Here is a 20,041-nt window from a genome sequence, read left to right as displayed (position 1 = left end):
TCAGGCGGAGACCTTGGCGCCGGCGGCGCGCAGCTGCGCCAGCAGCGTTTCCCAGCGCTCTTCGTGCTCGCGCTGCAGCGGCGTGCCTTCCTCCAGCACCGGCCGGAACGCCCAGCCGCGCAGGCCCGCACCCTCGTACCAGCCGCGCACGCGCTGCCGCACCACCCATTGGGGGTGGACCATTCGCACCAGGGTTCGGCGGTGCGCGCGAAGTCGGCGGAGACATCGAGCGCACCACGTGCATACGACAGCGCGCCGTAGCGGCGCGGCGTGCTCGGGGCCTTGGGCCCGTCGTCGAAAGTCTCGAAGGTGCTCGCGCACGACAGCGCCGGCGGCAGCAGTTCGCGGGTCGTGAGGTGCATGCCGACCTGGGGCTGCGGCTGCAGCGTCTTCCAGTGCAGCACGGGCTGCAGCTCCCAGCCACCCAAGCTGCTGGTTCGCAAGGCCTCCGCCGCGGCCGCCCCGAGCACGTATTCGCCGGTGTACTGGTCCACGTGCGCGATGGTCTCCGGCGGCACGGGCTTGCCGAGGAACATGCGCCGCGGCAGGCGGACCCGCCAGCGGCTGGCGGTGGCGTGCAGGGGATCCGCGTGGTAGTCGGCGAGCGTGGCGCGGGACTCCGCATCGCTCTGGCCTATCGTCTTGCGGCAGACGACTTCCAGGTGCGAGGCGGCGGCAATTTCGCGCGTCGGGAACTGCAGGTCGCGCAGGAAGGACAGGCGCTTGCCTTCGGCCTTGGCGTGCTCCAGGATGCGCGCCAGCACGGGAGTGCCGGCGTCGAAGAACTTCTTGAAGAGGTAGCCGACGGCGGCGTTGGGTTCCGGCCCGAGGGCCTGCGCCACGACGGGGTCGCCGGCCAGGCGAGTCGCGAGCGCCTCGCCGCACAGCCCCGGTCGAAGGACGATCTTCATGCCGTCATTGTGTGGGATCAGGCCGCCGTCCCCGCGGCCCTGCGGATGATCTCCGCGAAGTGCCGCAGCACCGGCGAGCGCGCCGCGCCCTTGGGCCACAGCAATCCCGGCGTGCGCACGGGGGTCGGGTCCTCCAGCGGGATCACGCGCAGGTCGGCGGAGGAGGACACCGCCGTCTCGGTGATGATCCCTGCCAGGTCGGTCTGCCGAATGAGCTCGATCATCGGCGCCACCGAGTTCATCTGCGCGACGATCAGCGGCTTGGCGCCTGCCTGCTGCAGGCATTCGTCCAGCAGCTTGCGCGTGAGGAACTGCGCGGGCAGCAGCACCATGCGCACGTTGTGCAGTTCCACCATGCGCACGCGCCTTCGCCGCGCCAGCGGGTGCCCGGTGGCCACCACCAGCCGCAGCTCCTCCTTGTACAGCGGCTCGAACCACAGGTCGTTGCCGTCGCCGGGCGGATAGGACACAGCGATGTCCAGGTGGCCCGAGCGCAGGCGCTTGAGGATCTGCCCCGCCGCCAGTTCTTCCACGCTCACGCCGATGCCCGGGTAGGCGTTCAGCAGCGTCGCGACGCACTGCGGGACCATGCGTGTGTTGAAGCTGGGGGTGGTGCCCAGGCGGATGCTGCCGGTGATGGCCTCGCCGGGCGCTCGCAGGGCCTGCAGGCCCAGGTCGATCTTCTCCAGCGCCGGCGTCATGTGGCTGCGCAGCACCTCGCCGGCCTCGGTCATGCGCACGTGCTTGCCGCTGCGGTCGAAGAGAGGCGTGCCCAGCTCCTCCTCCAGCTGCTTGATCTGGTGCGACAGCGTCGACTGCGTCACGTGCAGCCGCTCGGCCGCGCGCGTGAAGTTCAGGGTTTCCGCCAGCGCGTCGAAGTACCGGAGGTGCCGCAGTTCCATGGTGAAACAGACCTAGGGTCCGCCCGCATTGCTATCGATGGCATCGATCATAACGGTCGAAATTCCCCACTTACCAGCGATGGCTGCACTGCCTAGAATCGCCCTCCACACAGGAGACAAGACATGGCCCAACTGGAAGTGAGCGACTTCGCGCAGGCGGTCATCGACCGCATGGGCGACTGTCAGGACGCCCGGTTCAAGCAGGTCATGACGGCGCTGGTGAAGCACGCCCACGCCTTCATGCGCGAGGTGGACCTGACGCCGGACGAGTGGATGGCCGGCATCCAGTTCCTCACCGCCACCGGCCAGAAGTGCGACGAGAAGCGCCAGGAGTTCATCCTGCTGTCGGACACCCTGGGCCTGTCGATGCTGGTGGTGGCGCTGGAGCAGGCGCGCGGCGCCAGGGCATTGGCGGACCGGCCGGGCGAGAAGCCGACCGAAGCCACCGTGCAAGGCCCCTTCTTCTGGCCGGGCGCGCCGAAGAAGGAACTGGGCGCGGACATCGGCGAGGGCTTCGGCGAGCCGACGCTGTACCACGGGCGCGTGACCGACACCAACGGCCGTCCCATTGCCAACTGCGAAGTGGACGTGTGGTCCGGCGACGAGGGCGGCCTGTACGACATGCAGAAGGGCGACGAGATGCAAGCTGCGCGCCCAGTTCCGCACGGACCAGGACGGCAACTACCGCTTCTGGTCGATCAAGCCCACGTTCTATCCGGTGCCGGGCGACGGGCCGGTGGGCCGCATGCTGGACAAGATGGGCCGCCACCTGAACCGCCCCGGCCACATGCACATGATGCTCAACGCCCCCGGCCACGAGCGGCTGGTGACGCACATCTTCGTGAAGGACAGCCCGTACCTGGATTCCGATGCGGTGTTCGGGGTGCGCAACAGCCTCATCGTCGAATTCCCCAAGCATCCGCCAGGCAAGGCGCCGGACGGGCGGGAGATGAAGAAGCCGTATTACACGGCGAAGTACGACTTCAGGCTGGTGCCTTCGGCGCGATAGCGCCCGAGCTGGGGTTCGGCTTCGCCTCACCGCCAGCCTACCCAGGGGACCTTCGTAGGCTGGTGGTGAGCGGAGCGAACCCCAGCGAACACCCGACACGCGAACACAGGGAGATCCAATTGAAAATCGGCAAGGCCACCGTGCCGCGCTCGGCCATCACCACCTCCAACGCCGACACCATCGTCGTGCGCGGGCAGGACCTGTCGCGGGACCTGATCGGGCAGGTGAATTTCGCCGACTACTTCCACTTCCTGCTGACCGGCCGCAAGCCGGACGCCGCTGCCAGCGCGGTGCTCAACGCCACGCTGGTCGCGATCGCCGACCACGGCCTGGTGCCCAGCGTGCAGGCCGCGCGCATGACCTTCGCCGCGGCGCCCGAGGCACTGCAGGGCGCGGTGGCGGCCGGCATCCTCGGTTGCGGCTCGGTGATCCTGGGCGCCTCCGAAACGGCGGGGCGCATGTTCGTCGAGATCGACGAGGAGGCGAAGAAGCGCGGTGGCGACCTGCGCGAGGCGGCGCGCGCCGTCGTCGCGGCACGGCGCGAGCGCAAGCAGGCCATCCCCGGCTACGGCCACCCGGAGCACAAGGAGCGCGACCGCCGCGTCGATGCGCTGTTCGCGGTTTCGCGCCAGGCCGGCGGCGGCCAGCACTTCGTCGACATCGCGCAGGCGGTGGAGGAAGTCATCCCCGCCATCACCGGCAAGGACCTGCGCCTGAATGTCTCGGCGGCGATTCCCGCCGTGCTGCTGGGCGTGGGCTTTCCGGTGGGCGCGCTCAAGGGCGTGCCCATCCTCGCGCGCACCGCCAGCCTGATCGCGCACCTGAACGAGGAGATGCAGGACCCGATCGGCTTCGCGCTGTCCTACCAGGCGATGCGCGAATACGAATACACGGGCGTGCTGCCCCCGGAGGGCGGCAAGTGATCAAGGTCCTCGAGGGCGTGCGCGTGCTGGAGCACGGCACCTTCATCACCGGGCCGGCGGCGTCCATGCTGCTGGCCGACCTGGGCGCCGACGTGGTCAAGGTGGAGCTGCCCGGCACCGGCGACCCCTTCCGCGCCTTCAAGGGCGGCCTCTATTCGCCGCACTACCAGACGGTCAACCGCAACAAGCGCAGCATCACGCTCAACACCAAGCAGGCCGCGGACCTGGAGAAGTTCGACGCGCTGGTGAAGGACGCCGACGTCTACATCCAGAACTTCCGCCCGGGCTTCGCCGAGCAGATCGGCGCCGGCTTCGAGCGGCTGCACGGCCTGAACGACCAGCTGATCTATTGCGCGATCAGCGGCTTCGGCGCCACCGGACCGGCCGCGCACCGCCCGACCTACGACAGCGTGGCGCAGGCCGCCAGCGGCTACCTGCGGCTGCTGGTGAACCCGGCCAACCCGCGCGTGGTGGGCCCGGCGATCGCCGACCTGGTCACCGGTTTCTACGCGGCCTACGGCATCCTGGGCGCGCTCTACGAGCGCGAGAAGCGCGGCAAGGCGCGCAAGGTGGAGCTCTCGATGTTCGAGGCCATGACGCACTTCAACCTCGACGCCTTCCAGCACCTGTTTTCGGCCAACGAGGTGATGGGGCCCTTCAGCCGGCCCAGCGTCTCGCAGTCCTATGTGCTGGAGTGCAGCGACGGCAAGTGGATCGCGCTGCACATGTCCTCGCCCGAGAAATTCTGGCAGGGCCTGGCCACCGCCATGGAACGGGCCGACATCTTCCAGGACGAGCGCTTCGCCAGCCGGCAGGGCCGCATCGACCACCAGGAAGCGCTGATCGAGGTGATGCGCCCGGTCTTCCTGCAGCACGAGCGGGCCGAATGGTGCCGCCGGCTGGAGGCCCAGGACGTGCCGTATTCCCCCATGTACACGACCGCCGAAGTGCCAGACGATCCGCAGGCCAGGCACCTGCAGCTGTTCGTGGAGGCCGAGCACCCGGTGGTGGGAACCTTCCGCACGGTGCGCTCGCCCGTCTCCTTCGACGGGCAGCGGCCGCTGGAAGTGACGGCACCGCCGGTGCTGGGCGAACACAACGAGGAACTGTCCCAGGGCTGGAAGCCCCGCGGGGCGTCGCACAAGGAGAACCGCAAGTGAGCCAACGCCGTACCGTCCTGATCGCAGCCGCCGCGCTGGCGCTCGCCGCGCCGCTGGGGGCCTTCGCGCAGGACTACCCGAGCCGGCCGGTGAGGCTGGTGGTGCCCTTCGGTCCCGGCACCACCACCGACATCATCGCGCGCGTCTATGCGGAGGCCATGGGCAAGGCGCTGGGGCAGGCCATCGTCGTGGAGAACAAGTCCGGCGCCGGCGGCAACATCGGTTCCGACCTCGTGGCCAAGGCGCCGGCGGACGGCTACACCATCCTCATGGGAACCGTGGGCACGCACGCCATCAATCCCGGCCTGTACCGCAAGATGCCCTACGACGCGCAAAAGGACTTCGCGCCGCTGGGCTTCGCCGGCTACACGCCCACCCTGCTGGTGGTGGCGGCCGACTCGCCGATCAAGGACCTGAAGGACCTGAAGGCGGCCGGCGACAAGGGCAACGGCATCAGCTTCGGTTCGGCCGGCAACGGCACCTCCGGCCACCTCGCGGGCGAGCTGCTCAAGGCGCGCCTGGGCGGCAAGATGGTGCACGTGCCCTACAAGGAAGGCGGCCTCGCCCTGTCCGACGTGATGGCGGGCCAGACGCAGTTCATGTTCTACCACCCGGCCGCGGTGATGCCGCACATCAAGTCGGGCAAGCTGCGCGCGCTGGGCGTGTCCAGCGCGAAGCGCACCGCTGCCGCGCCCGAGGTCGTGCCGATCGCGGACCAGGGCTTCGGCGAGTTCGACCTGGTGCCCTGGTTCATGCTCTATGCGCCCGCCGCGACCCCTGCGCCGGTGCTCGCGAAACTGCGCGACGCGGTGGCGCAGGCCGTCGCCCAGCCCGAGGTGAGGGCCAGGCTGGCCGCGCAGGGGCTGGAAGTCCCCGTGCTGAAGGCCGACGAGCTCGCCGCCTTCAACCGCACCGAAATCACGAAATGGTCCGAGCTGGTCAAGCGCTCGGGCGCGCAAGTCGATTGAGTCCACAGCCACGCCATACCAGGAGACAAAGCATGACTCTCTCTCGCCGCCGCATCCTGTCCGCCGCCGGCGCGGCCTCGCCCTGCCGGCCTTCGCGCAGACCGCCGGCCAGCCGATCCGCATCGGCAGCACGCTGGCCCTCACGGGCCCGCTGTCGGCCACCGCGCTCACGCACAAGCTGGTGGGCGAGATCTACGTGGAGCAGTTGAACAAGCGCGGCGGCCTGCTGGGCCGGCAGGTGCAGTGGATCGTGAAGGACGACCAGTCCAAGCCCGACCTCGCGCGCACGCTGTACGAGCAGCTGGTGACCAGCGACAAGGTGGACCTGCTGATGGGCCCCTACGCCACCGGCGCCATCCTGTCGGCGATGGGTGTCGCCCAGCGCTACAACAAGGTGCTGGTGCACCACACCTTCGGCATCCCCTCGATGGCCAAGTACGACATGCAGTTCCCGGCCTGGTCGCTCGGCCACCGGCCGCAGGAGACCGTGTCGAACATGCTGTTCGACATGCTGGCCGCCTCGCGCAAGCCGCCCAAGACCATCGCCATCGTCACCAGCAAGTTCCCCTCCATCCACTACATGTCGCTGGGCGGGCGCGAGGTCGCCAAGAAGCGCGGCCTGCAGGAGGTGCTGTTCCTCGAATGGGACTTCGGCAACCAGAACTTCGGCCCGATCGCCGCGCGCGTGAAGGACGTGAAGCCCGACATGGTGTGGATCGGCGACATCGGCCTGGAAGGCAACATGCTCCTCGACGCGATGAAGAAGATCGACTACGTGCCGCCGATCCACTTCCACCTCTACCCCGCGCCGGGGCCGCTGACCAAGTCGCCCGAAGGCGCGAATGCGCTGGCGCTGACGATCTTCGAGGAGCATCCGCCCTTCACCAACCAGGGCACGGCCGCCGAATTCGTCGCGCTGTTCAACGAGCGCGCCAAGGCCGCCAACCTGCCTGACACCTCGGTGGAAGTGCAGGCCGCGGCGTCCTTCACCGCCTGGCAGATACTGGAGGCGGGCGTGCGCGGCGCCAACAGCCTGGACGACCGCAAGATCGCCGACTACCTGAAGAAAACGCGAATCGAGACCATCCAGGGGCGCCTGCGCTTCGACGGCCCCGGCAACTACGGTGACGACCTCATGAAGATCAAGCAGGTGCAGAACGGCGCCTGGAAGGTGGTGTGGCCGGAGTCCTTCGCCGCGCCGGGCGCGAAGTTCCAGGTGCGCTGAGGGCGATGACGCTCCCCAGCTTCAACCTGCTCGCGCAGTCCATCCTCTCGGGCATCTTCATCGGCAGCCTGTACGGGCTGATCGGGCTCGGCCTGGGCCTCACCTGGGGCCTGCTGCGCCAGATCAACCTGTCGCACTTCGGGCTGGTCTTCCTGGCCGGCTACCTGAGCTACCAGATGGCGACGGTGTGGAAGATCGACCCGCTGTTCGCGCTGGCGGTGGTGCCGCCGCTGTTCTTCGGCATCGGCGTGGCGATGCAGTGGGTGCTGTCGAAATTCGCGATCACGCCCTTCAATTCGCTGCTGGTCACCTTCGGCATCACGGCGGTGATCGAGAGCGGCATCCAGGGCATCTGGACCGCGGACTACCGGCGCCTGGAGTCGCAGTACAACTCCATGAAGGTGACGGTGGGCAGCCTGTACATCCCGGTGCCGGAGCTGGTGACGCTGGCGCTGTCGGTGTCGATCGCGCTGGGCGTGTGGGCGGTGATGCGCTACACGGACCTGGGCAAGGCGCTGCGCGCGATGGCGGAGGACGGGCCGATCGCCGCCGCCTTCGGCGTGAATTCGCGCATGCTGTCGCTGCTCCTGGCCGGTGCCTGCGCGGCACTGGCGGGCGTGGCCGGCGTGTGCCTGGCGCTGATGTTCACGCTGGCGCCCTCGCAGATCTTCGCCTGGGTCGGCGTGGTGTTCGCCGCCGTCATGCTGGGCGGGCTGGGCAGCGCGCTCGGGCCATTGGTGGCCGGCGCCATCATCGGCGTCAGCGAGGCGATCACCATGGCGGTGGCCTCGCCCTCGTGGGCGCCCATCGTTTCCTTCTCGCTGCTGATCGTGATGCTGCTGTTCCGGCCGGCGAAGGCGGGCGCATGAACCGCACCGTCGCCGCCATCTTCGCTGTGGGCGCGGTGCTGGCCAGCGTGCCCTGGCTGGGCCTGCCGCAGTTCTACGAATCCATCCTCTACCTGGTGTGCCACTGGGCGGTGCTGGCGCTGTCCTGGAACATCCTGTCCGGTTATTCGGGCTACTTCTCCTTCGGCCACGGCGCCTTCTTCGGCATCGGCATGTACACGACGGCGGCGCTCGCGGGCAAGGCCGGCTGGCCCTTCCTGGCCACGCTGCCCTTCGCGGCGCTGCTGCCGGCGCTGCTGGGCGTGGGCCTGGGCTTCGTGGTATTCCGCGTCAAGGGCGTGCGCGGCGAGGTGTTCGCCCTGCTCACGCTGGCGGTCACCTTCGTGGTCGCCACGGTCATCCTCAACTCGCCCATCGACGGCGGGCCGGGCGTGTACCTGAACGCGGTGGAGACGCCCAAGCTCGGGCCGTCGCCCGCGTCCTCGCTCTACCTGATGATCCTGCTGGCCGCGATCGCCACCGTGCTGATCGCCTACAAGGTGCAGGTGTCCAAGCTGGGCATCGGCCTGTTCGCCATCCACGACGACGAGGACGTGGCGGAGGTGATGGGCGTGCCGACCTTCCGCTACAAGCTGGTGGCGTTCGCGATCTCATGCGCGCTGGCGGGGCTGGCCGGCGGCATCCACGCGCTGTTCGTGCAGTACGTGACGGCGGGCGAGACCTTCAACATCACCGTGCCGCTGACGGTGGTGCTGATGTCGGTGCTGGGCGGCACGCGGCACTGGGCCGGGCCGGCGGTGGGGGCGGCGGCGATCACCGGGCTGCTGTATGCGTTCACCGCAGGGGACCATGCGGTGGCGGGGAAGGCGGCGGTCGGGGCGATCCTGGTGGCGGTGATCCTGTTCATGCCGGAGGGGATCCTGGGGTTCTTCCTGAAGAAGAGGAAGGTGGGCGAACAGCCAGCCCTCACCCCCACCCCTCTCCCGCAGGCGGGAGAGGGGAGTCAGGCAGTCGCCGCAACGGCGACGACCGCGCGCAAGCCCGTCGTCATCGGCAAGCCGATCCTCGAAGTCCGCGGACTGTCCAAGGCCTTCAAGGGCGTGCAGGCCCTCGACAAGGTGAGCCTGCAGGTGCGGCAGGGCGAGATCCTCGGGCTGCTCGGGCCCAACGGCTCGGGCAAGTCCACCTTCATCAACGTCGTCAGCGGCCACTACCCGCTGTCCGCCGGCGAAGTCTCCTTCGACGGCAAGCTGCTCACCGGCCTGCCCGCGCATCGCGTGGCGCATGCGGGCATCGCGCGCACCTACCAGATCCCGCGGCCCTTCAAGCACATGACGGTGCTGCAGAACGTGGCGATGGTCGCCATGTTCGGCGGCGCCGCCCTGAACGAGCAGGACGCCGAGCGCGAAGCCTGGAAGTGGCTGGAGTTCACCGGCCTGCAGGAGCGCGCGCACGCGCTGCCGGACGACATCAACCTGCACCAGCGCAAGTTCCTGAGCTGGCGCGCGCGCTGGCCGCGCGGCCGCGGCTGGTGCTGCTGGACGAGGTGCTCTCCGGCCTGACGCCCAGCGAGATCGACGAGGCGATCGCGCTGATCCGCCGCATCCGCGACCAGGGCGCCACCATCGTGTTCGTGGAGCACGTGATGCGCGCGGTGATGGCGCTGACCGACCGCATCATCGTGCTGAACCACGGCAAGCTGATCGCGCAGGGCCACGCCAACGAGGTGATGCAGGACGCCGAAGTGGTGAGCGCCTATCTCGGAAAGGCCGCCTATGCTTGAGGTCGTCAACCTGCAGGCGGCCTATGGCGCCGCGCCCGCGTTGTGGGACATCTCGATCAACGTGCAGCGCGGCGAACTGGTCTGCGTGGTCGGCCCCAACGGCGCCGGCAAGAGCACGCTGATCAACGTGCTGGCGGGCCTGCACCGCGCGCGCGCGGGGCGGCTGTCCTTCGACGGCCAGGACATCACGCAGCTGGCCAGCCACCGCTTCTGCGCCACCGGCATCGCGATCGTGCCGGAAGGCCGGCGCCTGTTCACCGGCATGAGCGTGCGGGACAACCTGGAGATCGGCAGCTACCTGCCGCAGGCGAAGCAGCACCGCGCCGCGTCGATGGAACAAGTGCTTGCCTTGTTCCCGGCGCTGGAGCAGAAGCTGCAGAGCCCCGCCGGCGCGCTCTCCGGCGGCCAGCAGCAGATGGTGGCGATCGGCCGCGCGCTCATGAGCCGGCCGCAATTGCTGCTGCTGGACGAGCCCTCGCTGGGACTGGCGCCGGCCGTGGTGCTGGACATGTTCAAGGCGATCCGCGAGATCAACGCGCGCGGCACCTCGGTGCTGCTGGTGGAACAGAACGTGGCGATGGCCATGGAGATCGCGCGCCGCGCCTACGTGATGGAAGAGGGCCGCATCGTCGCCGACGGCCTGGCGCGCGACCTCCTGGGCCGGCCCGAGATCCAGAAGGCTTACCTCGGCATCGAGACGCACTGAGTCTTGCGGCGGGAGGAAAACTCATTTGCCCGGCCGGCGGTTCCCGCCGCCGCGTTCCGCCGCTAGAGTTCGCGCTTCGCAGGAGACGACATGGACAAGAACCTCACCGACAAGCTGCTGATCCGCGAGCTGGTGGAACGCTGGGCGGTCTGGCGCGACGCCGGCGACTGGGAGCGCTTCGCCACCGTGTGGCACCCCGAAGGCGTGATGATGGCCACCTGGTTCCAGGGGCCCTTCCGCGACTTCATCCGCGTCACGCAGGAGGGCTGGGACAAGGGCGTGAGCATCCTGCACTTCCTGGGCGGCTCGGCGATCGAGGTGGCCGGCGAGCGCGCCATCGCGCAGACCAAGATGACCATCTCGCAGCGCGGCATGGTCGAAGGCGCGGACGGCCCGGTGCTGTGCGACGTGGTCTGCACCGGCCGCTTCCACGACTTCATCGTGAAGCACGAGGGCGAGTGGAAGGTGCTGCACCGCCAGCCAATCTACGAGAAGGACCGCATCGACCCGGTCGATTCCACCGCGCAGCTGAAGCTGGACCAGAAGCTGCTGGCCAGCATGCCGGAAGGCTACCGCCACCTCGCGTATATCCAGACGCGCATCGGCTACAAGGTCAAGATGGACATGCCGATGCTCAAGGGCCCGGTGGTGCAGGAGCTGTACGCGCGCGGCGCCCGCTGGCTGGCCGGCGGCCCGCTGGAGCGCTAGAAATGGGCCGGCCCATGATCCGCCGCCAGGCCCTCGCCGCCATCGCGCTGGCCTGCGCCGCGCCCTTCGCGCACGCACAGGCCTATCCCAGCAAGCCGGTGCGCATCATCGTGCCGCAGCCCCCGGGCGGCGGCTTCGACAACGTGGGACGGCTCCTGGCCGATCGCATGGCCAAGGTGACGGGCCAGAGCTTCGTGGTGGAGAACCGCACCGGCTCCGGCACGTTGGTGGGCACCGATGCCGCCGCGAAGTCGCCGGCCGACGGCTACACGCTGCTGGTGGGCTCGGTGTCCAACCTCGCGCTCAATCCGGGCCTGTACGCCAACCTGCCCTACGACAGCCTGAAAGACTTCGAGCCGGTGGGCCTGCTCGTGAGCTACAGCTACACGCTGGTCGGGCGCAAGGACCTGCCCTTCCGGAACCTGCAGGAAGTGCTCGCGCACGCCAGGGCCAATCCGGGCAAGCTCAATTACGCCTCGGCCGGCAACGGCTCGGGCCAGCACGTGCTGGCGGCGGCGCTGTGGCACCTGGCCAAGGTGGAAGTGGCGCACGTGCCCTACCGCGGCGCGCAGCCGGCCTACCAGGACCTGCTGGGCGGCCGGGTCGACCTGTTCTTCGACCTCTCGCCCACGGCGCGCGTGCAGGTGGATGCCGGCAACGCCAAGCCGCTCGCGGTGTCGGGCGCCGCGCGCAACACCATGCACCCGCAGGTGCCCACCGTGCTGGAAAGCGGCGCGGCGGACCTGCAGCTGGAGTCCTGGTTCGGCCTGTTCGCCCCCGCCAAGACGCCGCCCGAGGTGCTGCAGAAGCGCGTGCCGATTTCGCCAAGGTGGCGGCCATGCCGGACGTGCAGGAGTCGCTGCTCAAGGGCGGCGGCAAGCCCATGGCGCTGATCGGCGAAGATGCGCGGGTGGTGGTGCGCAGGGACGTCGAGCACTGGTCGAAGCTGGTGAAGACGCTGGGCATCCGCGCCGAATGATTTCCCCTGACAAAGAAAACGACATGAACGTCCTTGGCATCTGCGGCAGCCTGCGCCAGGCTTCCACCAACGCGATGGCGCTGCGCGCCGCGCAGAAGCTCGCGCCCGCGGGCATGAAGATCGACATCGCGGACATCTCGCGCATCCCGCTCTACAACGACGACGTGCGCGCCGCCGGCGAGCCCGCCGCAGTCGCCGCGCTCAAGGCGAAGGTGCGCGCGGCCGACGCGCTGCTGATCGCCACGCCGGAGTACAACTTCTCGATCCCGGGCGTGCTGAAGAACACGCTGGACTGGCTGTCGCGGCCGCCGGAGCCGCCGGTGGACGGCAAGGTGGTGGCCATCATGGGCGCCAGCCCGGGGCCGGTGGGCACGGCGCGCATGCAGTACGACCTGCGCAAGGTGCTGGTCTTCATGAACGCCTTCACCGTCAACAAGCCGGAGGTGTTCATCTCCTTCGCGCAGAACAAGTTCAATGCCCAGGGCGAACTCACCGACGAGGCCACCGCCAAGTTCATCGGCGACCTGCTGGTCTCCCTGCAAGCCCTGAAGAAGCGCGTCGGCTGACCGGCCTTCCTCCCTCCCCCTGCGGGGGAGGCTGGGGTGGGGGCGCTCCCCGCGACAATGCACGCGTGAATTTCCCCCTCATCACCGACTGGCACTTCTACGCCGTCTCCATCCCCGCCGTCCTGCTCCTGGGCCTGAGCAAGAGCGGCTTCGGCGCCGGCTTCGGTTCGCTGGCCGTGCCGATGATGGCGCTGGCCGTGACGGTGCCGCAGGCCGCCGCCATCCTGATGCCCATCCTGTTCGTCATGGACATCATGGGCCTCACCGCCTACCGCGGGAAGTGGGACGCCAAGCTGCTGCGCTTCCTGATCCCCGCCGGCCTGGTCGGCACGGTGATCGGCACGCTGCTGTTCCGGCTGCTCGATGCGCGCATGGTCGCCGGCATCGTCGGCGTGTTCACGCTGCTGTTCCTCGCGCAGCGCCTGCTGTTCCCGCCGCGCGCGCACAGCCCGCCGCCGCCCAAGTGGCTGGGCGGCATCCTCACCGTCACTTCGGGCTTCACCAGCTTCGTGGCGCACGCGGGCGGCCCGCCCGTCACCGCCTACGTGCTGCCGCTGCGGCTGGCCCCGGTCACCTTCGCGGCGACCATGAGCGTGTTCTTCTTCGTGATCAACCTGAGCAAGTGGATCCCGTACGGCTGGCTCGGGCTGCTGGACCTGCGCAACATGGCGACCTCGCTGGCGCTGATGCCCTTCGCGCCGATCGGTGTCTTGATCGGCGTGCGGCTGGCGCACCGCATCCAGCCGAAGCTGTTCTACCGGCTGCTCTATGCGGGGATGCTGCTCACCGGGATCAAGCTCGTGTGGGACGGCTTCGTTTGAAGCTCACCGGTCCGCATCCCACCCCGGGATCCGCTCCTCGCCGCGCTTGCGCCGCTCCGCCGCCTCGGCGCGTTCCTGCGCCATCTGCTCCTCCAGCTGCTGCCGCCCCGCCTTGACCACCGCAATCAGCCGCTTGCGGTCGCGGTAGTGCGGGTGCATCTTCTCGAACAGTTCCAGGTTGTGCCGGCGAAAGCGCATCGCGTGCTGGCGGGCCTCGTGCGGCGACTGTCCCAGCACCTCCAGCACCGTGCGGCCGCTGCGCAGGCTGGACTCGAACACTTCGCGCTCCACCCGCATCACGCCTTTTTCGCGCAGGGCATTCCAGTGCGGCACGTCGCGCGCGCGCGCCACCAGTTCGAGCTGGGGGAAGTGCTCCTGCGCGAGCTCGACGATGCGCAGGGACTGCTCGGTGTCGTCCACCGCGACGACCAGCACGCGCGCGCTGCCCGCGCCCGCGGTGCGCAGCAGGTCCAGCCGCGTGGCGTCGCCGTAGTGCACCGCGTAGCCGAAGGCGCGCGCGGCCTCGACCATGTCGGCGTCGTGATCGAGCACGGTGGAGCGGATGCCCTGCGCCGTGAGCAGCCGGCCGATGATCTGGCCGTAGCGGCCGAAGCCGGCGATGATCACCGGCGCATCCTGCGGCACGCTCAGTTCCGGCAGCTTGCGGCCGTCGCCTTCCAGCCGCGGCAGCAGCAGGCGGTCCACGGCCACCAGCAGCAGCGGCGTGAGCAGCATGGACACCGCCACCGCCCCGATCAGCAGCGACGCGGTCTCCATGGAGAACACGCGCGCGCCGGCCGCCGCCTGGAACACCACGAAGGCGAATTCGCCGCCCTGCGCCAGCAGCAGCGTGAACACCGGCCGCTCCACCAGCGGGATCCCCATCGGCCTGGCGATCAGCCAGATCACGAGGCATTTCAGCAGCATCAGCGCCACCACGATCAGCGCCATCGCGCCGGGCGAACGCGCCAGCACGCCGAAGTCGATGCTCATGCCCACGGCGATGAAGAAGAGGCCGAGCAGCAGGCCCTTGAAGGGCTCGAGGTCGGTCTCCAGCTCGCGCTTGTATTCGCTTTCCGCCAGCAGCACGCCGGCGAGGAAGGCGCCCAGCGCCATCGACAGGCCCACCAGCTGCATGAGCGCGGCGATGGCCACCACCAGCAGCAAGGCGGCGGCGGTGAAGATCTCCGGCGTGCGGCTCTTGGCGATCCAGCGCAGCAAGGGCCGCAGCAGCAGGCGGCCGCCCAGGATGATGCCGCCGATCACCGCCACGATGCGCAGCGCCTCCACCCAGTGATTGGCTGCGTCGGGGCGTGCGCCCTGCGTGCCGAGCAGGGGCAGCAAGGCCAGGATCGGGATCGCGGCGACGTCCTGGAACAGCAGGATCGAGAAGCCCGCCTGCCCGCTGGGCGTGGGCATCAGGTTGCGTTCGCGCATCACCTGCAGCGCGATCGCCGTGGAGGACAGCGCCAGGCCCAGTGCCGCGGCCAGCGAGGTCCGCCACGGCGCCCCCGCGGCCAGCCCCGCCGCGAACAGCAGCGCGGTGCATCCCAGCACCTGCGCGCTGCCCCAGCCGAAGATGGGCCGCCGCAGGTTCCACAGGCGCCGCGGCTCCAGCTCCATCCCGATCAGGAACAGCATCAGCACCACGCCGAACTCGGCGAAGTGCAGGATGTCCTCGACGTTCGTGACCAGGCCCAGCACCCAGGGGCCGATGGCGATGCCGGCCGCGAGGTAGCCGAGGATGGAGCCGAGGCCGATGGCGCGCGACAGCGGCACGGCGATCACGGCCGCCGCGAGATAGATCAGGCTGTTGGTCAGCCAGGCGGGCGCGTGCTCCATGTCAGTCCTCTCCGGGGTCCGGCTCGGGCCGGTCGGTGGCCGGCACGTCGGTGATCGGGCAGGCGTCCAGTTCCTCCAGCTCCGGCCAGTCGGGGTAGCTTTGCAGGCGCTCGCGGAACACCTCCACGTGCGCCTGGACCTCCGCCTCGCTCGCGCGGTGGGCCGCATGCAGCAGCAGCGGCGGCAGGAAGCGCATGCCGCACAGGTGCGCCGTCTGCTCGTAGGGCGGCAGGAAGGCGTCGAAGAAGTAGCGGTTGTAGCCCTGGGGGTGGTAGGAGGCTTCCGGGCCGCCGGTGCTGGCCACCAGCCACAGGTCCTTGCCGTGCAGCGCCGTGCCGGAGCGGCCGTAGGCCCAGCCATAGCGCAGCACCTCGTCGAGCCAGAGCTTCATGAGCGCCGGCATCGAGTACCACTGGATCGGGTGCAGCAGCACCAGCAGCCGGGCCGCGTCCACGTTGGCCTGTTCGGCCGCGACGTCGATGTCGTAGTCCGGATAGCGGCCGTAGAGGTCCTGGACCTGCACGCCGGCCAGGCCGCGTGCCTCGTCGAACAGCTGGCGGTTGGCCCTGGATTCCCGCCAGTTCGGGTGGGCGGCCAACACGTAGATGCCCTGGCGCCGGTTTGCGAACTCATCCATGCCCTGTAACATAGCTCAATGCGGCTCCCCGGGCCGCGCATCAGAGGAGCGCGACTATGCCGGTCGTCGTTGTTGCGAATCCGAAGGGCGGGGTCGGCAAGACCACCGTCGCCACCAATATTGCTGGGTATTTCGCAAGCCGGGGGCACCAGGTGATGCTCGGCGACGCGGACCGCCAGCAATCCTCCCGCCTGTGGCTGCGCCTGCGCCCGCCCGAGGCCCGGCCCATCGCGCACTGGGAGCTGGGCGAGGGGCAGATCGCCAAGCCGCCCAAGGGCACCACCCACGTCGTGCTGGACACGCCGGCCGGCATGCACGGCAAGTGGATGGAAGACACCTTGCGCAACGCCGACAAGGTGGTCGTGCCGCTGCAGCCCAGCATCTTCGACATCTACGCCACCCGCGCCTTCCTGGACGAGCTGGCACACCACCGCAAGGCCGGGCGCATGCAGGTCGGGATCGTCGGCATGCGGGTCGATTCGCGCACCATCGCCGCCGACAAGCTGCAGGAGTTCGTGGACGGCCTGGGCCTGCCGGTGCTGGGCTTGCTGCGGCCGACGCAGAACTACGTGCACCTGGCGGCGCGCGGCCTCACGCTGTCCGATGTCGCGCCGTCCAAGGTCGAGCGCGACCTGGAGCAGTGGCAGCCGATCCACCGCTGGCTGGACGCGTAAGCGACCCCGCTTCCCTGCCTCCGCTTGCTACATTGCGGAGGATGAGAACCTTCCAATCGCTCGCCGAACTGCCGGCGCTCGTCGGCCAGGAGGTCGCCGTCAGCGACTGGATTCCGGTGACCCAGCAGCAGATCAACCAGTTCGCCGAAGCCACCGGCGACCACCAGTGGATCCACGTCGACGAGGAAAGGGCCAGGCAGGGCCCCTTCGGCGCGACCATCGCGCACGGCTTCCTCACCTTGTCGCTGATCCCGAAGTTCTTCGATTCCGCGCTGGAAGTGCTGGACACCAAGATGGGGGTGAACTACGGCCTGAACCGCGTGCGCTTCACCGGGCCGGTGCCGGTGGACAGCCGCCTGCGCGGCCGCCTGAAGCTGCTGGAGTCCAAGCGCATCGAGGGCAACGGCTACCAGATGACGTGGCAGGTGACGATCGAGCGCGAAGGGGTCGAGAAGCCGGTGTGCATCGCGGAGTCGATCAGCCGCCGCTACGCCTGAGCCGTACGAGTCGTTACGGGCAAAAGGAGCCCGCACGAGGCGGGCTGGAAAAAGGAGTCTGGGTTGCCTGGCCTGCCCTGGGAAGGGCCGGTTCCTCCCACATGCGGGACCGTTCGCGGGCTTTCAAACACAGCCGCATGAAACGGAGTATTGCTTGTGTCCCCAGCGGCACAACGCTCAGCCAGCGCCTGCGAATCCGAGCTGCCGCCAGGCCTCGAACACCGTCACGGCCACCGCATTCGACAGGTTGAGGCTGCGCTGGCCGGCGCGCATCGGCAGGCGCAAGCGCTGGGCCGGCGCGAAGCTCTCCAGCAGGGACGGAGCCAGCCCGCGCGTTTCGGAGCCGAAGACGAGCCAGTCCCCGGCGGCATAGGAAACCTCGTGCACGTGGCGGGTGCCGCGCGTGCTGAGCGCGAACAGGCGCGCCGGATCGGGCTGCTCTGCCGCCACCAGCGCGCCCCAGTCCGCGTGGCGGCGCACTTCGGCGTACTCGTGGTAGTCCAGGCCCGCGCGCCGCATGTGGCGGTCCTCCATCGAGAAGCCGAGCGGCTCCACCAGGTGCAGCGTGCAGCCGGTGTTGGCGGCCAGGCGGATCACGTTGCCGGTGTTGGGCGGGATTTCGGGGTGACCAGGACGATGTGGAACATGCGGTTCAGGAGGTTTCTTCCGTGCGCGCGAGGACGACCGCACTGACCCGCGCAGCTCCCGCCTGCCGCAGCGCCCTGGCCGCCGCATGCAGCGACGCGCCGCTGGTCATCACGTCGTCCACCAGCAGCACGGCCTTGCCGCGCACTTCCTGCGCGCGCAGCGGCTCGACGCCGAAGGCCCCGCCCACGTTCGCCTGGCGCGCGCCGGTCCAGCGTGGTCTGCGAACCGGTCTCGCGCAGGCGCAGCAGCAGCTGGCTCTCCACCTTGTCGCGATCGAGCTGACGCGCCAGCAGCAGGGCCTGGTTGAAGCCGCGCTCGGACAGGCGCCGTGGCGCCAGCGGCATCGGCAGCAGCAGGTCGGCGCGTTGCAGTTCGGCGTCCAGTCCCGGGATGCGGGCCATGCGCCCGGCCAGCGTTTCGGCCCAGCCGGGTTCGCCGCTGAACTTGAAGCGGGCGACCAGGCCGGACCAGGGGTAGGCATAGGGGACGGCGGCGAAGCAGGCGTCGAGCGGCGGCGGATCGCGCAGGCAGGCGCCGCAGGCAGGCGCGGCGGCGGGCAGGGGCAGGGCGCAGGTCGAGCAGCGGGCCGCGGCTTGCGCGAACTGCACGACGCAGGCGTCGCACAGCGGGCGCGCGGGCCATGCGCCGCACACGGCGCAGCGGCCGGGAGGGGCTTTCGCCCAGCGCTGGAGCCAGGCGGTGCGCATCGCCTCAATATACTTCGCTGCCCCGCCCATGGCATCCGAACGTCCCCCCACCATCGCCCCCGCCGCGGCCGCCCGCTGGGAGCGCGCCGCGCCCGCGCACAGCCCCTGGCTGCACGAGGAGGTGGGGCGGCGCATGGAGGAGCGGCTGCAGTGGATCAAGCGCGCGCCCGCGGCCTGGGCCGACTGGGCGCCGGTGCGCGGCGGCTTGGATGCGCATGGCCTGGTCACCCGGCGCTATCCGCAGGCGCGGGTGCACGTGGTGGAGCCGTTGCCCGCGCACGCGGCCGTCGCCGGCGAGCGCCTGGGCACGCCCTGGTGGAAGCGGCTGGCGGGCAGCAAGCTGGAGATCGGCCCCGTGCCGGCCGGCGGCGTGCAGATGCTGTGGTCCAACATGCAGCTGCACATGAGCGCCGATCCGCAGTCGCTGATGAAGCAGTGGCACGAGGCGCTGGCCGTGGACGGCTTCCTGATGTTCTCCTGCCTGGGCCCCGACACGCTCAGGGAGTTGCGCGCAGCCTACAACGCCGCGGGCTGGCCGCCCCCGCGCACGAATTCACCGACATGCACGACTGGGGCGACATGCTGGTGCACGGCGGTTTCGCCGAGCCCGTGATGGACATGGAGCGAATCACTCTCAGTTTCGATACGCCGGAGCGCGCGCTCGCGGAACTGCGCGAGCTGGGCGCGAACCTGCATCCGCAGCGCTTCCCCGCGCTGCGCGCACGCGGCTGGCGCGAGCGCCTGCACCAGGTGATGGACGCCAATCTGCGCGGCGCGGACGGGAAGCTCACGCTCACGTTCGAGATCATCTATGGCCACGCGCTCAAGCCGGTGCCGCGCGCGCGCATGGGCGAGGAGACCTCGCTGTCGGTGGCCGACATGCGGGCGATGCTGCAGTCGGAACGCCGCGGTCGGGAATAGAACGGGCCCTTGTCGCGGGTCAAGCCGCGAGCCCCGCCGGACTTGCGCGATGTCAATGCGGGATTGAGCGAAAAGTGGCACATCCAAGGTCGCTACAATCCCCGGTTGATTTTGGCGCGTCGCACGTGTCGGACCTCGCATATCGCTTCGCCATCGTCCGGGGACCGGCCATCCACTGGTTCCTGGGGCGCAACTGCTCGGTGACGCCGGTCCAGCTGGGCTGGCTCTACGCCTCGCTGTGCGTCGTGACGCTCGGAATCGGGACCTTTTTCTGGTTCCAGGGTGCGGTGATGATCCTCCCGTTCGCGTGGCTCGAACTGGTGGCCGTGGGGGCCGCCTTCGTGGCCTACGCGCGGCACGCGGCCGACCGCGAGCACATCCAGCTGCAGGGGCGGCGGCTCGTGGTGGAAACGGAGAATGCCGGGCGCCTGGAACGGGCGGAGTTCGACCGCGAACGGGTCCGCGTGGAGCCGGTGGTGGACGGCCACTCCCTGATCGAGGTGTCGGGGCAGGGCCGCAGGATGAGCGTGGGACGCTACCTGCGCCCGGAGCTGCGGCCGGAGCTGGCGCGGGAACTCCGCAGGGCCTTGCGCGAGGCCTGAGGCG

21 protein-coding genes and 4 pseudogenes are annotated in these 20,041 nt (G+C 69.6%); 19 read left to right on the top strand and 6 right to left on the bottom strand.

Annotated features, from left to right (window positions below; all coding sequences use genetic code 11):
• A complete protein-coding gene (locus HK415_RS16495) occupies positions 1-183 on the bottom strand; it encodes a hypothetical protein (RefSeq protein ID WP_171561165.1) in 183 nt (60 codons plus the stop codon).
• Positions 184-928: 745 nt separating this feature from the next.
• Positions 929-1,813 (bottom strand): LysR substrate-binding domain-containing protein, encoded by an 885-nt coding sequence (locus tag HK415_RS16490; protein ID WP_171561164.1) that lies wholly within the window; start codon positions 1,811-1,813, stop codon positions 929-931.
• Between the two features lie 123 nt (positions 1,814-1,936).
• Between HK415_RS16490 and HK415_RS27195 the strand changes: the two are divergent.
• From HK415_RS27195 to HK415_RS16425, 15 genes and pseudogenes are all read left to right on the top strand, one after another.
• Positions 1,937-2,383, top strand: a pseudogene (locus HK415_RS27195) (dioxygenase); the annotation flags it as partial.
• Positions 2,382-2,822, top strand: a complete 441-nt coding sequence (locus HK415_RS27190; protein ID WP_373684658.1) for a dioxygenase family protein — start codon at positions 2,382-2,384, stop codon at positions 2,820-2,822. The pseudogene HK415_RS27195 and the gene HK415_RS27190, both read left to right, overlap by 2 nt.
• Positions 2,823-2,941: 119 nt before the next feature.
• Positions 2,942-3,745, top strand: coding sequence for a citryl-CoA lyase (locus HK415_RS16480; RefSeq protein WP_171561162.1), 804 nt, complete (start codon positions 2,942-2,944; stop codon positions 3,743-3,745).
• Positions 3,742-4,905, top strand: a complete 1,164-nt coding sequence (locus HK415_RS16475) for a CaiB/BaiF CoA transferase family protein (RefSeq protein ID WP_171561161.1) — start codon at positions 3,742-3,744, stop codon at positions 4,903-4,905. Before HK415_RS16480 ends, HK415_RS16475 begins: the two co-directional genes overlap by 4 nt.
• Positions 4,902-5,873 (top strand): Bug family tripartite tricarboxylate transporter substrate binding protein, encoded by a 972-nt coding sequence (locus tag HK415_RS16470; RefSeq protein WP_171561160.1) that lies wholly within the window; start codon positions 4,902-4,904, stop codon positions 5,871-5,873. The genes HK415_RS16475 and HK415_RS16470 overlap by 4 nt, the downstream gene beginning before the upstream one ends.
• Positions 5,869-7,098 (top strand): amino acid ABC transporter substrate-binding protein, encoded by a 1,230-nt coding sequence (locus HK415_RS16465; RefSeq protein WP_171563508.1) that lies wholly within the window; start codon positions 5,869-5,871, stop codon positions 7,096-7,098. The genes HK415_RS16470 and HK415_RS16465 overlap by 5 nt, the downstream gene beginning before the upstream one ends.
• A gap of 5 nt (positions 7,099-7,103) precedes the next feature.
• A complete protein-coding gene (locus HK415_RS16460; RefSeq protein WP_171561159.1) occupies positions 7,104-7,967 on the top strand; it encodes a branched-chain amino acid ABC transporter permease in 864 nt (287 codons plus the stop codon).
• Entirely contained in the window at positions 7,964-9,508 is a 1,545-nt protein-coding gene (locus HK415_RS16455; protein WP_253261918.1) for an ABC transporter permease subunit, read from the top strand. Before HK415_RS16460 ends, HK415_RS16455 begins: the two co-directional genes overlap by 4 nt.
• Positions 9,478-9,729 (top strand): ABC transporter ATP-binding protein C-terminal domain-containing protein, encoded by a 252-nt coding sequence (locus HK415_RS25360; RefSeq protein WP_253261917.1) that lies wholly within the window; start codon positions 9,478-9,480, stop codon positions 9,727-9,729. The genes HK415_RS16455 and HK415_RS25360 overlap by 31 nt, the downstream gene beginning before the upstream one ends.
• Positions 9,722-10,435 carry an ABC transporter ATP-binding protein gene (locus HK415_RS16450; protein ID WP_171561158.1) on the top strand — a complete coding sequence of 238 codons (714 nt, stop codon included), beginning with the start codon at positions 9,722-9,724 and terminating at the stop codon, positions 10,433-10,435. The genes HK415_RS25360 and HK415_RS16450 overlap by 8 nt, the downstream gene beginning before the upstream one ends.
• A gap of 90 nt (positions 10,436-10,525) precedes the next feature.
• Positions 10,526-11,143: a nuclear transport factor 2 family protein gene (locus tag HK415_RS16445; RefSeq protein WP_171561157.1), complete on the top strand. Its 618-nt coding sequence runs from the start codon at positions 10,526-10,528 to the stop codon at positions 11,141-11,143.
• Positions 11,144-11,157: 14 nt separating this feature from the next.
• Positions 11,158-12,036, top strand: a complete 879-nt coding sequence (locus HK415_RS16440; protein WP_171561156.1) for a Bug family tripartite tricarboxylate transporter substrate binding protein — start codon at positions 11,158-11,160, stop codon at positions 12,034-12,036.
• On the top strand, positions 11,982-12,122 hold the full coding sequence (locus HK415_RS16435) for a hypothetical protein (protein WP_171561155.1): 141 nt from the start codon (positions 11,982-11,984) through the stop codon (positions 12,120-12,122). Before HK415_RS16440 ends, HK415_RS16435 begins: the two co-directional genes overlap by 55 nt.
• A 23-nt stretch (positions 12,123-12,145) precedes the next feature.
• Complete coding sequence (locus HK415_RS16430; protein ID WP_171561154.1) at positions 12,146-12,688, top strand: NADPH-dependent FMN reductase; 543 nt, start codon at positions 12,146-12,148, stop codon at positions 12,686-12,688.
• A gap of 65 nt (positions 12,689-12,753) precedes the next feature.
• Positions 12,754-13,509, top strand: coding sequence for a sulfite exporter TauE/SafE family protein (locus tag HK415_RS16425; protein ID WP_171561152.1), 756 nt, complete (start codon positions 12,754-12,756; stop codon positions 13,507-13,509).
• A 3-nt stretch (positions 13,510-13,512) separates the two neighbouring features.
• Here the strand turns inward: HK415_RS16425 and kefC are convergent, their stop codons facing one another.
• Positions 13,513-15,351 carry a glutathione-regulated potassium-efflux system protein KefC gene (kefC, locus tag HK415_RS16420; protein ID WP_171561151.1) on the bottom strand — a complete coding sequence of 613 codons (1,839 nt, stop codon included), beginning with the start codon at positions 15,349-15,351 and terminating at the stop codon, positions 13,513-13,515.
• Position 15,352: 1 nt separating this feature from the next.
• Complete coding sequence (gene kefF / locus HK415_RS16415; RefSeq protein WP_171561150.1) at positions 15,353-15,988, bottom strand: glutathione-regulated potassium-efflux system oxidoreductase KefF; 636 nt, start codon at positions 15,986-15,988, stop codon at positions 15,353-15,355.
• Positions 15,989-16,044: 56 nt separating this feature from the next.
• On the opposite strand from kefF, the gene HK415_RS16410 reads away from it, so the two are divergent.
• Together HK415_RS16410 and HK415_RS16405 are read left to right on the top strand one after the other, a co-directional pair.
• Positions 16,045-16,662 (top strand): ParA family protein, encoded by a 618-nt coding sequence (locus tag HK415_RS16410; RefSeq protein ID WP_171561149.1) that lies wholly within the window; start codon positions 16,045-16,047, stop codon positions 16,660-16,662.
• A 41-nt stretch (positions 16,663-16,703) separates the two neighbouring features.
• A complete protein-coding gene (locus HK415_RS16405) occupies positions 16,704-17,159 on the top strand; it encodes a MaoC family dehydratase (protein ID WP_171561148.1) in 456 nt (151 codons plus the stop codon).
• 177 nt (positions 17,160-17,336) lie between these two features.
• Here the strand turns inward: HK415_RS16405 and trmL are convergent.
• Together trmL and HK415_RS27185 are read right to left on the bottom strand one after the other, a co-directional pair.
• A pseudogene (gene trmL / locus HK415_RS16400) lies at positions 17,337-17,806 on the bottom strand (tRNA (uridine(34)/cytosine(34)/5-carboxymethylaminomethyluridine(34)-2'-O)-methyltransferase TrmL).
• A 5-nt stretch (positions 17,807-17,811) separates the two neighbouring features.
• A pseudogene (locus tag HK415_RS27185) lies at positions 17,812-18,514 on the bottom strand (ComF family protein).
• A 28-nt stretch (positions 18,515-18,542) separates the two neighbouring features.
• Here HK415_RS27185 and HK415_RS16390 point away from each other — a divergent pair.
• Positions 18,543-19,435: pseudogene (locus HK415_RS16390) on the top strand (class I SAM-dependent methyltransferase).
• 125 nt (positions 19,436-19,560) lie between these two features.
• Positions 19,561-20,037, top strand: coding sequence for a DUF2244 domain-containing protein (locus HK415_RS16385; protein WP_171561146.1), 477 nt, complete (start codon positions 19,561-19,563; stop codon positions 20,035-20,037).
• Positions 20,038-20,041 lie beyond the last annotated feature (4 nt).

This window comes from Ramlibacter montanisoli (assembly GCF_013087525.1).
In the GTDB taxonomy this organism is placed as follows: domain Bacteria; phylum Pseudomonadota; class Gammaproteobacteria; order Burkholderiales; family Burkholderiaceae_C; genus Ramlibacter; species Ramlibacter montanisoli.
The sequence above is the reverse complement of the archived record's forward strand: the minus strand, read 5'-3'. Positions and strand labels throughout refer to the sequence as shown.

What these genes read in the sequence shown, in the direction of transcription:
- HK415_RS16495 (WP_171561165.1), bottom strand. Translation starts at nt 183, where the DNA reads ATGGTCCACCCCCAATGGGTGGTGCGGCAGCGCGTGCGCGGCTGGTAC.
- HK415_RS16490 (WP_171561164.1), bottom strand. Translation starts at nt 1,813, where the DNA reads ATGGAACTGCGGCACCTCCGGTACTTCGACGCGCTGGCGGAAACCCTG.
- HK415_RS16460 (WP_171561159.1), top strand. Translation starts at nt 7,104, where the DNA reads ATGACGCTCCCCAGCTTCAACCTGCTCGCGCAGTCCATCCTCTCGGGC.
- HK415_RS16455 (WP_253261918.1), top strand. Translation starts at nt 7,964, where the DNA reads ATGAACCGCACCGTCGCCGCCATCTTCGCTGTGGGCGCGGTGCTGGCC.
- HK415_RS16450 (WP_171561158.1), top strand. Translation starts at nt 9,722, where the DNA reads ATGCTTGAGGTCGTCAACCTGCAGGCGGCCTATGGCGCCGCGCCCGCG.
- HK415_RS16445 (WP_171561157.1), top strand. Translation starts at nt 10,526, where the DNA reads ATGGACAAGAACCTCACCGACAAGCTGCTGATCCGCGAGCTGGTGGAA.
- HK415_RS16440 (WP_171561156.1), top strand. Translation starts at nt 11,158, where the DNA reads ATGATCCGCCGCCAGGCCCTCGCCGCCATCGCGCTGGCCTGCGCCGCG.
- HK415_RS16435 (WP_171561155.1), top strand. Translation starts at nt 11,982, where the DNA reads ATGCCGGACGTGCAGGAGTCGCTGCTCAAGGGCGGCGGCAAGCCCATG.
- HK415_RS16430 (WP_171561154.1), top strand. Translation starts at nt 12,146, where the DNA reads ATGAACGTCCTTGGCATCTGCGGCAGCCTGCGCCAGGCTTCCACCAAC.
- kefC (WP_171561151.1), bottom strand. Translation starts at nt 15,351, where the DNA reads ATGGAGCACGCGCCCGCCTGGCTGACCAACAGCCTGATCTATCTCGCG.
- kefF (WP_171561150.1), bottom strand. Translation starts at nt 15,988, where the DNA reads ATGGATGAGTTCGCAAACCGGCGCCAGGGCATCTACGTGTTGGCCGCC.
- HK415_RS16410 (WP_171561149.1), top strand. Translation starts at nt 16,045, where the DNA reads ATGCCGGTCGTCGTTGTTGCGAATCCGAAGGGCGGGGTCGGCAAGACC.
- HK415_RS16405 (WP_171561148.1), top strand. Translation starts at nt 16,704, where the DNA reads ATGAGAACCTTCCAATCGCTCGCCGAACTGCCGGCGCTCGTCGGCCAG.